Here is a 13,344-nt window from a genome sequence, read left to right on the forward strand (position 1 = left end):
ACTGACAAGCTTGATCGTATTGGGAATCATTTTCTGCTAATCCATAATCATGTCAACGACTTGTTTTGCAAACGCAGCATAGGGTTCAATCAGATCAGGACTCCGATCAATAGCCCACCTGAGGCTATCGAAAGCCCTTAATAGCAGCAAATGCCTAGTTTCGGAAAGGTCTTTTTCACTTATTCCGTACCCGTCCATAAACGCTTTGAATTCCTCTACACTTGCGCTTTCTTCTAGTCCCAGTATTTGGTAATGCATCAATTGAGCAACAGTTGCATGCGGTACCACGCTTACTTCTGCATTCCAATCCAGCAATATAACTTGGTTTGCCTGATTGACAATCGTATTCTTTAAAGAGATATCTCCATGGTTTAAACCGAAGCGGAACGGTTCACTCTTCAAATTTTCAAACAGTTTTCTTACTCTCTGCGATTCCATCTGAGTGATTACTCCAAGCTCAATCAAGCGATCATCCTCAGTCAAACTATTGATATTATACTGCACATACCCTTGCCAACTGCCGTCTGATCCGGCATGAGAAGGTGACTGAAAATCGCCATGGATTGGATCAATCAGATCTCCTCCATATCCCTTCACTTGAATCGAATGAATAAGCTTGGCATATTCGCCCAGTTTCCTCCAAACATCGGACCCCGGAACCGTACTGTCTACCCCGTTGTCTCCCTCAATAAAGGCTTGAATCATATATGCGGTCTCATCAACTATACCAATGGACAACACCTCAGGTCCAGGAACGCCAACTGCGGCTGCTTGCTCGATACACCATTTTTCTTTGATAAAGCTGGGAAATGTATCTTTATCGTTCATGCGGACAACAACTTTGCGACTCTCCGTCTCAACTACGCAAACCTGATTTGTCATGCCTTTACCTATGATCTGATATGAAGTTTTTACTTGTTCCAGAAGAAAATCGCCTGCAATTCGTTCTGCTATCATAACTATAGAGTCCTCCATAGTTTCTCTCAACCCCCTCAAGTCTCGTGCTTCGATCAGTATATCACACGCTTTTTTGAAAATACTTTTATAACTAAACTATACTTCCCGTTAGAATTAAACCAAATCGTTAAATTTAGAGGTCCAGCCAACATTTAAACGAAAATATACGCTAAGGGCTTTATGACGTGTGAAAAGCGGACTTTACTTAGCTCTAAGCTTATGACCGCTAAACACCAGGGTCATAAGGCAGTCGGAAAACGGCTTCCTACATCCGCTAAGGTCGTCAGGAGGGAGGAATGCACGTCGTCCGCTAATGCTAGCGTAAAAAACCGTCAAAATGTTGTCGCTATCCCTATAAAAAAGAAAAACACCTATCAATTATTATAGAATGTTTTTCCGGAAGTTAGTTAATATAATATTAAGAACCGAATACCAATAAAAAGAATTTATTACCTGTAATTTGGGCTAATGGCTTGTCTACTACGTCTAAATTATTTGGTCCACTATGGTAAGTGAAATAAATATCATTTGCATCTTTCTTTGTTACAACCATAGTGTGATATTTATCCCCGCCACCGGTAGGTGACAGTTGAACGATATCACCAGGTTCTGCATTGTTTCTTAAAATAGATTTGTCAAATGCTGTATCAGCATAAGATGAAGTAATAACTCCTCTATACCCACTCCAGTAACCGTAAAAATCTACAACTCTTATCCATGATGTCGAAACGTCAAATGAGGTCCCTCTTTTAAAACTGTACCAATAAGAGGTCGTTTGTGTAATACCACCTGGTACTGAGCTCTGAGAACGCATTACATTTCCGCCGCCGTTCCAAGCTTGTGAACCAAAATTGGTGCAGTCGTTTTGATAGATATCAAAGTTAGTATTTCTTTTTGTGCCCCCGTTTGTAGTCCAATTATAAGCATAATTTACAACCTGTTGACGATTGTAAGAGAGAGCTGTTGATGCCATTGGTGCAACGACGTTTTGAACAGAAAGCTCTGTTTTGTCTTGTTTAGCTTTAGCATCTTTTTGAATAATCTGTTTATTCATATTTTCTTTTCCGTAATTAATAGCATATATTACTAGTTCATCATACTCAGGATGCTTGGAAAGAGAAGTATCTACATTCCAAGGAATATTATGAATGTACATATTGTAATCTTCACTGCCAACGCTGTAATTTTTACCTTGTTGTTTTAGATGCTCAATAATAATCTTTTCTGGGTTAATCTTTTCTGGGTTTTTAACTGATGGAGTTGCAAAAATCGGGGTAACTAAAGTTGCCACTAAAACTAATGAAAGCGTAAAACTAGTGAAAAACCTCTTCAATTATATCACTCCTTTATTATGTTTCACAAAACACCTAAAAAAACCTTAATAGGGATTTATTAGTGAAACTTGGTTAATGATATCATTACTGTTTCGAAATGCATATGATTCTATCTTCCTAATTTTCCATGAATTATACAAAATGATTGTCCGTTTAGTTATTCGACGTTATAGATGCCATTTATGTTGCAGACCAACTGTGGAAATTCAGAATGAATTAAGGCAACTGTTGAAACCTTGCTTCCACCCATTCCTGTACTTTCACAACCAGTCAGGAAGCAAAGAAGCAAAACGGTATAAAGTTGAACTCCCCTAGTACATAAAATAAGCCGGAAATTCCTTACACTAAGGAATTCCGGCTTATTTAAATAAACTTTTCTTAATATTATTGAAGTTTGCTTAACTCAATTTTTCCTGTGAAAATAAATAAACTGATTTTATGTCCATTTTTTTCGAAGACATATTTTGCGCCCAATCGGTCTACTTCTTTCCAATTTCGTATCTCAATCTCAGTTCGATAACTTTCAGGTAAGCCGTCCTCTTCAGTTACATTCGTAAGTGTGTACTGTTCTGATGTCTTGTCGAAACTAATTAATTTCGCTTCTCTTGGGATTGGGAAGTCCTCGGCGATTTCGGATGATTGAAAAGAATTATTGGCATTTGAACAGGACGATAAGTAAAATAAGCAAACGACATTTACAATCAAAAATATAAGTTTGTATCTCACAATCCACCTCCGCAGGTTTTTCTCAAACTACGCATAAAATTAAGGATTAAACCTTTCTTCCCAATAGTTCAACGCAATAGGGTAAGAACGCTCCTGCGTCTTCACTTGGGCTACGTCTTCAACATCATATTACTAAAAATTAATTAAAGAACATATATGCGTAAGGTCATAGTGTCCGCTAACGTCAATAGATGGCTATGAAATACCACAATGCGAAGCTGAAAACATCCTTAGCATATATTTTCGTTAAAATGTTGGCTGAACCCCATTTAACATTTTATCTTTGCAAATATGAATGTATCCCTTAGCTCACTTCCATCAACTGAGAGATCTTCATTTTTAATTATACCCTCGAGGTTAAACTTCAATCGTTCAGGTATCGCCTTGCTTTTGCTGTTTTTTGTATCACAGCGTATCTCCAATCTTCGAGCATCCAATTGATTAAATGCAAAATCACAGATACCTTGAACTGCTTCAATCATATAGCCTTTTCCACTATACCGCGTGTCAATCCAGTAACCTATTTCAAACTTCCATACATCCCAGTCAATATTGTGTAAGCTCGAAGAAGCTATGAACTACCCAGAACCCTTCAAACATTCAAGAAGCCTTAGGTTTTCTCGGAGTAAAAACTTAACATGTGCTTCTCTTATCCCAATTTCTAAATCATATTCAGTATGCTGTGCCTATGCCCACTTCATCCAAGGCTTTAGCTCTTCAAGTGAAGCGTTGACAGCCTCACTTACAATCTTGCCATCCCCTGGCTTTGGCGTTCTAATCATAAGTCGTTCTGTAAAAAACTCATCTGGGAAATCGATGAAAATCGATATTTGTTACTGAATCCCGGTTTCTACGACTTGGTCATTGATCAAGAGGAGGATGTGGAGTCCTTTTGCGTTTTCTTCAGGAATGATTTGGCCGGTGAAGTGCTTCGTACGCTGGATACATCGACGAACGGGCTATTAACCGACCCGTACCGAGAACATAACCCTATCGAATTTTTCGAGAAAACTTATTTGATAAGCCCGGGACTTAATACGCAGCTTGAATCGTTTAAAACAGCAGAGTTACCAGTCCTAAAGCACGACCTGGTCTGGCTGGAAGAAAAATACCTTACGCTAATGCAGACCCTTCTACTGGAACAGATCCATTCTTGGAAAGAAATCGAAAATCTCCACGCTATACGCAGGTCGACTAAAGAAGAATTGTATAAAAGGATTTCAATCGCTCATGACTATATAAGATCCTTATACGATAGGCCTATCACACTGAACGAAATTGCACGATGCGCTTGCCTCTCTCCCAACCACTTATTGAGAAATTATGCCCGCCTCTACGGGAAAACGCCTTTCCAGCATCAGCAAAATGTTCCGTCAGCAGACCGGGATGTCTCCCTCACAGTATCGAAAAAAGTGAAAAAGCAATTCAAGCCCGTCTGCATCAACGTTGACTAAACTCGCATCGTTGCTAGAGAAATTCACCTGAGGATATATTCTAAAAACGTATCCCGCCGGTTACTCGGCGGGATTTCTTATTTTCCAATAAATTAAAATCAAAAAGTGGGAAGGTTATCTAAATTGTTCCCGTCAAACCCGTCCGGTTCACTGCGAATGATATCGCGTCCATATTTGTGGAACACATCAACATGCGCCAATTTTCCACTTTTCGCATCGTCTAAAGCAGTTACATAATCGAGTTCTCTACCGGATGCCGTCTTAAAAGCAATGATGTCCCCGTCCTCATTCTTTCGAACGGCTACAATTTGTTCTTTACCGGGTTCCGCTTTAATTTCTTGGGCAGCTCCTTGCTGACCCTCTTGGCGGTATTGGTTGTAAATTTCCTCAAAGTTTGAATTGTTATTGGAATTGATGTTTGGCATATTTGCACACCTCCACGGTGTATGATCCCCTGTTAGCTGGATGCGCATACACGTTCTGGTAGAACAAACACCGCAGTATCCTTCCCGTTACTTCAATTGCAGAAATGGAGCAAGCTGCATGGTGGCTTACTCCCATTGTGCATTCCCCTTTTCAACAACCGAGGCTCTCTGTAAAAAGACATCTCCATGGCAGCGCCTTCGCGTGAGTCTAATACTCAATTGAACCCTCCGTTTACGCGAATCGTCTGTCCCGTTATCCAGCGGGCTTTGTCGCTGACCAGCAACTCGATCGCATTCGCGATGTCCTCCGGCTCGCCAAGCCGTCCAAACGCGTTCATTCGGCTGTACGAATCAATCAACTCTTGTGATTTGCCATTCAAGAACAATTCGGTCGACACTTGTCCGGGTGCAATGCAATTGATGACGATGTCCTTGGGACCGAATTCCTTTGCCAATTGACGGGTCAGCTGCTCGACCGCGCCTTTCGTTGCGGCGTAGACGCTGTACGCCGGGAGCATCGCGCCAGACACCGAGGTCGAGAAATTGATGATCGTTCCACCAGTTGACATGCGCTTCATTGCTTGTTGGCAAGCGAAATAAGTCCCTTTCACATTAATCGCGAATTGACGATCGAACATCTCCTCCGTTACGTCCGCGATAGCCGTACATTCCATGATGCCCGCATTATTGACCAAAATGTCCAAGCGTCCAAATCGCTCGATCGTCTCCGAGAACAACGCTTCAACTTCGCTCACTTTACTTACATCGGCACGGATTGCAGTTGCTTCGCCTCCGGATTGCTGAATCGTCTTTACGACTTCACTCGCGTCTCCCTGACTGGACGAATAATTGACGATCACCTTCGCGCCGGATTGCCCCAATTGGATGGCTATTTGCCGGCCTATGCCCCGCGACGCCCCTGTGACGATTGCTACTTTTCCATTTAAACTCATTTCCGTTCTCTCCTTTATCTTGTTTTACGGTTTTTCACCGTGCTCGACCTTGTAAATATATCTTATTCAATTTTTGTTTAAACCCGTTAGATCATACCTATTCAATTCTTGCCTAATTCTCTTCGGGTCCGCTATTATAAATAGTAACTACAACCCTTTCTGGAAAGGAACTCCCAATATGGACGATTCACTGCGCGAGGAGCAAGCCTTGCAACAGCTAGCGCTCTTGATAAGTCGTCATGCTCCCTCGAACGGCACGCATCGGACGTCCTTGCCTTCTTTGACGCTGATGCATGCCACAGAGTTGTCGGAACCGTTGGAATCGGTATATAAGCCATCGATTTGCGTCGTGGCGCAAGGAGCGAAGACGGCCACGCTAGCCGACGAGACCTATAGATACGATCCCTCGACTTACCTTGTCACATCCGTTGAATTGCCGATCATCGGCAGAATCATCGAGGCTTCGCCCGAGATCCCGTATTTAAGCTTGAAACTGAGCTTCGATACCGACGTCATCCTGGATATCATCAAGGAGACGAATCGTCCCCTTTTTGTTCCCGCAGAAGCCTCACGCGGCATAGCCGTAAATCAGACGTCTCCTGCATTAATCGAAGCCATCGTGCGACTCATGCAGTTACTAGACGAGCCCGAGGACGTTCCGGTTCTCGCGCCGCTCGTGATCCGCGAAATTCTGTATCGGGTGCTTCAGGGCGAACAAGGTGCGCTCATCCATCAGTTCGCGATCATTGGCAGCCAAGCGCACACCATCGCTCAAGCGATACGGTTGATTAACAGGCAATTCGAACGCCCTCTCGTGATCGAGCAGCTCGCAAAATCCGTAAACATGAGTACGTCGGCGTTTCATAAACATTTCAAGAACGTCACGGCGATGAGCCCCTTGCAATACCAGAAAACGGTGCGTTTGCAAGAAGCCCGGCGCCTAATGTTGACGGAAAACGCGCAAGCCTCCGATGCGGCCTTCCGCGTAGGCTACGAGAGCCCGTCCCAGTTTAGCCGGGAATATGCCCGCGTGTACGGACGACCACCGATGCTGGATGTTCAGGCGCTTCGCGGTTCGATCTCGAGTTCCAACGTGCGTTAACGTTTGACATAGACAAGAACAGGACCCTGACGATTGAATGTCGGGGTCCTGTTCTCATCGATAGTCCGAATGGAGTTGCGGCAAGAAGGTAGAGATTTTTTACAGAGCGAATACCGCCGGCAGTTAACCTCGGATTTGCCGCATCCAGCTCAGAAGGCGTTACATCCGTAAAGACTTGCCTTAAGATAGGGGGAGTCTCAGACCATCCGCATTGATGATGGTTAGAACGATGATTAACGCTGTGAAAAAGATGGCTGGAGTCGTTTTGCTAATTGGGTCTTTGACCCTAAAGTGCGCGACGCATGCCAATAACATAGTGATCCCGAGCCAAATGCCAGCCCAAGCGACCATTCCTTCATACCGGTAGCCGATGATGAGTGCCGCAGCTCCGACTAATTGGACGCTTCCTGTGACGACACGAAACCACTGGGGTAATTCAAGATTTTTGAATATATCGACCCAGTAGTTGGCCCCTGCGATTTTTGCGCCACCTGAAAAGGCGTAGTATAAGACCAGTAAACTTTGAAGAACGATCGAAAGAATTATCATTTAGAATCTCCTCCGTTAATTTTAGTAAATACCTTTATCCGTTTCAAATTCGTGCTCACAACATTCATCTCTATCGTTTTAATATTTTTCCGGGACACCTTCGCTAGTTTGTTTTTTCCGGTTTCCCTTGTCACTAACTATGTCGTAAGTCAGCAAAGAAACGTGACCAATACAGTGAAAATTATTTCTTTATGCGCAACATGCAGTTCCGGTACATCTCGTTGTCACGTTTGTTAAGCTTCATACGACATAATAGTAAAAAGGAACCAAAGAAAGGAATATGATAAATGAATGATCCTGATTGGCTTATAGAACAGTTTGAGACACAGCGGAATCACCTGCAAACGGTGGCTTACCGGATGCTCGGATCTTTAAGCGAGGCAGATGATGCGGTACAAGAGTCATGGATACGTCTTAGCCGCACCGATAGCAGCAATGTCGAGAATATGGGGGGATGGTTGACGACGATTGTCTCCAGGGTATGTCTGGATATGCTCCGCACTCGCAAATCGAGGCGTGAAGAGCTTACGCTGGCGAGCGTGCCGGAGCCAGTGAATAACCAACAAGACGGTAGCGATCCTGAGCACGAAACATTGTTGGCTGATTCTGTTGGTCTTGCAATGCTTATGGTCCTTGGGAACTTGAACCCCGCCGAACGTATTGCATTCGTATTGCACGATATTTTCGCCTTGTCTTTCTCGGAAATCGCACCGATTATCGAGCGAAATGAAATTGCGGCCAGACAGCTTGCAAGCCGTGCACGCCGTCGCGTTCAGGGAGCAAAAGCGACTGCGGATTCCAAGGAGTTCAAGCGAAAGCGAGAGCTTGTAGATGCTTTCCTGGCTGCATCGCGTTCGGGAGATTTTGGGAAGCTTCTTGCGGTACTAGATCCCGATGTTGTGCTCCGACAGGATCCTGCATTTCCTCCGGTCGCAGCATGGCCAATCGTTCACGGTGCGGAAGCTGTGGCCAAGGGCTTCGCAGGTCGTGCCCAGGGTGCACGGCAGGTGCTCATAAACGGATCTGTGGGGGTAATCGTCGCTCCTCGCGGTCAAATGCTTTTCGTACTCGAACTCAAGATTGTAGAGGGTAAAATCACCGAGATCGAGTTGATTGCCGAACAATCGCGGATTCGTCAGCTCGACTTAGCAGAAATGAAGGATTAAACCATATACGCTCGCGAGCCACAAGCAAAGAGGCTGATGTGCAAAAAATTTCAATCAGGCAACCTTCGTCTCATCACTCCTGGCGATCCTCTTATACAGCACCAGCAGCGCCATACTTGCCGCGAACGATAAAACAATCAATAGGAACGGCAGGGAAGGATCGAGGCGGTAAGCCCATCCCCCGATAATGCCGGATGGTGATACGACAAGCAGAATCAGTACGGACAGCATGGCAAATACGCTTGCGCGGTTTTCGTCGTCAATGGCGTTGGCGACCGCCGCTTCCAAATACGGATACGTCATCATCGTACCCGCCGCGGCGAGAACGGTGCTAACGATCAGCCAGAACATCATCCCGGGGAGCGGGAGAATCAACAGCAGATTGGACACCAGCGAGATGAAAAAGCCCCATAGCATGACCGCGTGAAGGTTGTTATCGCCCAGCCGGGGCAGCAACAGCCACATCGAGAGGAGCATAATAATAGAAGTTACGGCCGGAAATATAGACACAAGACCGCTGTCCAGCTTAAGATCATCCACGAGAAAGAGCGACAAGTAGGTGCCTTTCATCGTAAGCTGGAACTGGAACAGAATGTAGACGCCGAAAATCATCAGCAGCGGCTTATTCTCCGCCATGCCTAGGATAACCCCTTTGTACTCGCGCAGCCCGGCCATAAAACCAACGCTGCGTGTTTCCGCTATTTTGCGAAGCCCGATCTCCGTCTCGCGGGTGGCAAAATGTCGCCCGACGAATTGAATCGTCATGCAAACGCAGGCGAGTATATACATGATCCGCATGCCGGGAATCAGGCCGTAATGCGCGACGAGCAGTCCGCCGAGCGGAGCGAACAAGCCGCCAAGCATGGCAACGAACTGAAGAACGGAGAAAACGAAGGTCCGGTCCTTGGGTTCGGTATCCTCCACAAGCAGGCAGTAGAACGCGGTATGCGGAACCCGTTGAAAACCGTTCACGACAGCCGCGACGATAAAGAACCAAATATTTTGCGATACCGCCCAGAGCAGGGTGCCGACCGTCCAACTGAGCACGTCAAAATAAAGCAGCGCCCATTTCCTGCCGAGCCTGTCAGTCAGATAACCGCTGATGAAGGATGAGAATACCTGCACAAGCAGAGTCAGCGTGGTGACCCAGCCAATTGCCGTCTCGCTCATCCCCATTTCAAACATATAAATCGTGGCATACGTGCTGAACATGCTGTACGGGATTAAGAACAGCGGCTCGTACAGAAGGCAACCGCGCGCATTTTGGGGAAGTCTGGATAGGCCAAACATCTTTTTCCTCCAATCACTCTGTCAACTAGCCTTTAACCTTGCTAATGGTTCGGTCGGAACCGCTTGGTCCCGGTGAGCCTTTAATTTTATTCGCTGCATTTAACCATTATCCTTTTATATTCTTCTATTCAATAAGACGCGTTCTTCCCTAATCTACTTCATTCAACAAAAAAAACAGGCATGCGCCTGTTTTTCGTATACTTGTATTCTCTTGGAATCCATGTTGTTCCGGCTATCAACTATTCCGACATCTTAATAAATAAATTGGCGTGATAGGACAAATTCTTCTCTGCCCGTGGGGAGATATCATCCTGCTTCGATTTATTGTCGAGCTGGGAAATAAACTTCTCCATAAACTTAACCGCATCCTTTACGGAGCCTTTGTCCAGATGATGCTTTGCCTGTTTTAATGTATTGTTCAACTGCGGCACTAGCGGACCCGTCAGCTCCCCTGATGCTTTATAAGCATCCATGAGCTTTTCTATCGATGCCAGCATACCCGGAGACTGGATATCCGGTATCGGAACATTGGCCCAATCGGTATCGGCTGCAAAATAGAAGCTTGTATACGCAGGCTGGTTGTACGCCGTGTTCTGCCTTGCTACTTCTGCTCTGTACTGAGCGTCATGCATTAACGTATATAACTTGCGGTCAGTTACCTCTGTGCTTAGATATATGCGAATTGCGGAGCTGTCCGTCGTTCGAACGAGCATTTCTTCTCTCCAGTCACCGAAAATATCCGCAACTAGACCTGGAGTTCCCTTCGTATAGTTGTTTGTTCTAGTCCCTTCAGCGGTTAGAAGTCTTCCTTTCTTCCAATCTTCAATCGTTGGAGTGGCTTCAATGGCACCGTTCACGATCTGTGTCGTCATATCCGCCGACCACTTAATATTCATGTTCGTACCGGGCGCGGTCGTACCTATCTTTTCGCCGTTCGCCGTCCACAAGCCAACCGCCCATGTTTCAAGACCCTTGCGATTAGGATCAACATCGCCTACCATGCCGCGTCCCGTATCTTTGCCGGTATAGCCGCCATAGATGATTTCTCCCGTTTTCGCATCGCGTAAGGAGTAGCCATACGGAGCCCAAACGCCGCCCTCATGCACCATGAAGATTTCCTGTCCTGGTCTGTCCGGATCGATATCCGTTACATGAAGCGCATCGCCATGACCTAATCTTGCTATGGTTCCGGGAGCTGCGCTTTGAGGAGGCATGACATCCATCGAGCTGTACAATAAGGTGCCGTCATGATCGATCGTAGCCGATCCGTAAACGATTTCTTGCTTGCCGTCGCCGTCAACATCCGCTGCGCTTAAGGTATGGGCACCTTGCGTGGTAATGGAGCCGAATTCAGGATCCGTGCCGTCCCTGCCGTGAGGTCCGTCGTTAAATGGATTCGTCATCGGAGTCCATCCGCTGTCCACGTACCATTGTTCCTTTAGGTGTTTGCCATCCCAGCTATAAGATACTAAAGCAGTTCTCGTGTAATACCCGCGGGCAAAGACGGCATAAGGCTTCTCTCCGTCAAGGTAAGCGACTCCTGCCAGGAAACGATCTACCCGGTTGCCAGGCTCGATTCTTCCCATCGCATAGTCGCCCCACATGAGACCATCGTCCTCGCGTCCGGGTTTATAATGAACCGTTTCCAGCTCATCGCCGGTTGCCCCGTTAAATACGGTTAGATACTCAGGCCCTTTTACAATAAAGCCCTCGAACGCTCTGAGATTGTTGCGGCTGCTCCTGCTCGGGGCGTATACATCCATGAAGTAGTCGACTAAGCTCTCCGCATCTACTCTGGACAGCGGATATTGGTATTTGTTATCTATTCCAAAGCTTTCTTCGAGAGTTGCCGGCCAATTCCCGTTCTTAACTTCCTCATGCTCAGACCAGCCCATAAACTTCTCGACCATGTGCTCGTAATAGTCATCTCTGCTCATCCGGTAGTCATCCGTATTGCTGTAACCAGCCTCGATATCCTCTTCTGGCATCGAAATGTACTTCTCGGAGGAGACGTTGCCTTCTTTATCGAACGTTGTGATTTTGGTGCCAGGAGCGGTTTTCATCATAGATTCCGCCTTGCCGTCGCCGTCAAAATCATACACCATGAATTGCGTATAATGAGCGCCCGATCGAATATTCACACCCAAATCAATGCGGTATAGCAGCGTTCCGTCAAGCTTGTAACTGTCGATATAGGTGCTGCCGGTATACCCGACTTGGGATACGTCCTTCGAATTGGAGGGATCCCATTTGACGAAAAATTCATATTGGCCGTCGCCGTCGACATCCCCGACGCTCATGTCATTTGCCGAGTAGGTATAAGCTTCTCCTGCGGGCGTGATGCCGTCAGCGGGCTTCTTAAGCGGCAAATCATAATACGAATTCCCCCAAGGCTTAACCTGAGAGCTTTCGTCCGCTTCCTGTCCATTGACGACAGCACTTACATAATATTGGGAGGCAGCGGTTCCTTCTTTATCCAAGTAATTGGTGCTGTTGTCTACAGTCGCAATCTTGGTGCCATTACGGTAAACGTTGAAGTTCGCTCCAGTCAGACCCGTCTCCGAAAAACCCGTCACTTCATTGGCAAGAAGCCTCCAGCTAAGAAAAACACCTTCCGATGTAGAAGCAGCAACCAAACCCCGATCAAGATATTCCAGTTGTACGCCTTGGGCCTTGCCAGCCGAAGTTTTTATTTCCGCCCCCGCAGCTGATGCCCCGCCCATGCTTGTAAGCAGAAGGGGAATGGCCAAGGCACCGGCAAGCATCTTTCTAGCAAGTCGCGCTCTCTTAAATTTCATTCCTCTATCACCATCCATTAATTATTTGATAAAAAATTTTGCAAGTTTGCTAGTCTTTAAGGCAATACTCCCCCTTACTTTCATTTGATTGCGCTTTCATGAAACGATAAAAAAATGAACGCTTTCCGATATGCCCATCCTAAATGAGGAAATTCCTATTCATTATAGTCTTAATATTCTGACTTCAACACCCAAATAACCGTTATTTTATGTTAAAAAACAGTGGTAGATGTGCCGGGGATTGGAGCGGTGGCGGGAGCTTGGGCGAATTACACCATTCTCGAGGAGCTAGGCGAATCCGCAACGAACGCTTATCGGTTACGAAGATTGAACGAGGTCTATGAAACTGGGGTTTAATCGCCTCCGCCTCCTCCGCCGTCGCAGCCGCCATCGGAGTTTCCGGATTCTGAATATTCGGCCGGGGAGCCGCCGTCCCTCCCGCGTCTGCGGAGTTTATGGTCGGTCTTCGGAGCCGTCATCGAAGATATTACGCCCCAGCCGATCATGATAAATATGAAAACCAACAACAGCGTAGTTAACATTCGCATCCTCTCCTTTTTTTCTTGTAAGGATAGCGTAACACGCAATTG

Annotated in this window: 11 protein-coding genes and 2 pseudogenes; 3 read left to right on the forward strand and 10 right to left on the reverse strand. The window is 46.0% G+C overall.

The annotated features are described in order from the left end of the window. Positions 1 to 36: 36 nt before the first annotated feature. The 6 genes and pseudogenes from J2T14_RS24040 to J2T14_RS24065 all read right to left on the reverse strand — a co-directional run bounded on the left by J2T14_RS24040 (position 37) and on the right by J2T14_RS24065 (position 5,849). Entirely contained in the window at positions 37 to 957 is a 921-nt protein-coding gene (locus J2T14_RS24040; RefSeq protein ID WP_307474928.1) for an aminoglycoside phosphotransferase family protein, read from the reverse strand. Positions 958 to 1,375: 418 nt separating this feature from the next. Further along, a complete protein-coding gene (locus tag J2T14_RS24045; protein ID WP_307474930.1) occupies positions 1,376 to 2,290 on the reverse strand; it encodes an amidase domain-containing protein in 915 nt (304 codons plus the stop codon). Between the two features lie 385 nt (positions 2,291 to 2,675). Beyond that, positions 2,676 to 3,017 carry a hypothetical protein gene (locus tag J2T14_RS24050; RefSeq protein ID WP_307474932.1) on the reverse strand — a complete coding sequence of 114 codons (342 nt, stop codon included), beginning with the start codon at positions 3,015 to 3,017 and terminating at the stop codon, positions 2,676 to 2,678. Between the two features lie 269 nt (positions 3,018 to 3,286). Further along, positions 3,287 to 3,799: pseudogene (locus tag J2T14_RS24055) on the reverse strand (GNAT family N-acetyltransferase). A 770-nt stretch (positions 3,800 to 4,569) separates the two neighbouring features. Further along, positions 4,570 to 4,896 (reverse strand): DUF3892 domain-containing protein, encoded by a 327-nt coding sequence (locus tag J2T14_RS24060; protein WP_307474934.1) that lies wholly within the window; start codon positions 4,894 to 4,896, stop codon positions 4,570 to 4,572. Between the two features lie 215 nt (positions 4,897 to 5,111). Further along, complete coding sequence (locus J2T14_RS24065) at positions 5,112 to 5,849, reverse strand: SDR family oxidoreductase (RefSeq protein ID WP_307474936.1); 738 nt, start codon at positions 5,847 to 5,849, stop codon at positions 5,112 to 5,114. A 178-nt stretch (positions 5,850 to 6,027) separates the two neighbouring features. Here J2T14_RS24065 and J2T14_RS24070 point away from each other — a divergent pair, with 178 nt between their 5' ends. Beyond that, complete coding sequence (locus J2T14_RS24070) at positions 6,028 to 6,951, forward strand: AraC family transcriptional regulator (RefSeq protein ID WP_307474938.1); 924 nt, start codon at positions 6,028 to 6,030, stop codon at positions 6,949 to 6,951. 180 nt (positions 6,952 to 7,131) lie between these two features. Here J2T14_RS24070 and J2T14_RS24075 read toward each other — a convergent pair whose 3' ends face one another. Beyond that, positions 7,132 to 7,500: a DoxX family protein gene (locus tag J2T14_RS24075; RefSeq protein ID WP_307474940.1), complete on the reverse strand. Its 369-nt coding sequence runs from the start codon at positions 7,498 to 7,500 to the stop codon at positions 7,132 to 7,134. A 287-nt stretch (positions 7,501 to 7,787) separates the two neighbouring features. Here J2T14_RS24075 and J2T14_RS24080 point away from each other — a divergent pair, with 287 nt between their 5' ends. Next, positions 7,788 to 8,666 carry a sigma-70 family RNA polymerase sigma factor gene (locus J2T14_RS24080; RefSeq protein ID WP_307474942.1) on the forward strand — a complete coding sequence of 293 codons (879 nt, stop codon included), beginning with the start codon at positions 7,788 to 7,790 and terminating at the stop codon, positions 8,664 to 8,666. A 54-nt stretch (positions 8,667 to 8,720) separates the two neighbouring features. Here J2T14_RS24080 and J2T14_RS24085 read toward each other — a convergent pair whose 3' ends face one another. Beyond that, positions 8,721 to 9,956, reverse strand: coding sequence for an MFS transporter (locus J2T14_RS24085; RefSeq protein WP_307474945.1), 1,236 nt, complete (start codon positions 9,954 to 9,956; stop codon positions 8,721 to 8,723). 239 nt (positions 9,957 to 10,195) lie between these two features. Then, positions 10,196 to 12,754 carry a rhamnogalacturonan lyase gene (locus J2T14_RS24090; protein ID WP_307474947.1) on the reverse strand — a complete coding sequence of 853 codons (2,559 nt, stop codon included), beginning with the start codon at positions 12,752 to 12,754 and terminating at the stop codon, positions 10,196 to 10,198. Positions 12,755 to 12,985: 231 nt separating this feature from the next. Between J2T14_RS24090 and J2T14_RS24095 the strand changes: the two are divergent. Beyond that, positions 12,986 to 13,111: pseudogene (locus tag J2T14_RS24095) on the forward strand (EcsC family protein); the annotation flags it as partial. On the opposite strand, the gene J2T14_RS24100 reads toward J2T14_RS24095, so the two are convergent. Further along, on the reverse strand, positions 13,108 to 13,296 hold the full coding sequence (locus tag J2T14_RS24100; RefSeq protein ID WP_307474949.1) for a hypothetical protein: 189 nt from the start codon (positions 13,294 to 13,296) through the stop codon (positions 13,108 to 13,110). The pseudogene J2T14_RS24095 and the gene J2T14_RS24100 overlap by 4 nt on opposite strands. Positions 13,297 to 13,344: the final 48 nt, after the last annotated feature.

The sequence above is a fragment of the Paenibacillus harenae genome, assembly GCF_030812415.1.
Lineage (GTDB): Bacteria > Bacillota > Bacilli > Paenibacillales > Paenibacillaceae > Pristimantibacillus > Pristimantibacillus harenae_A.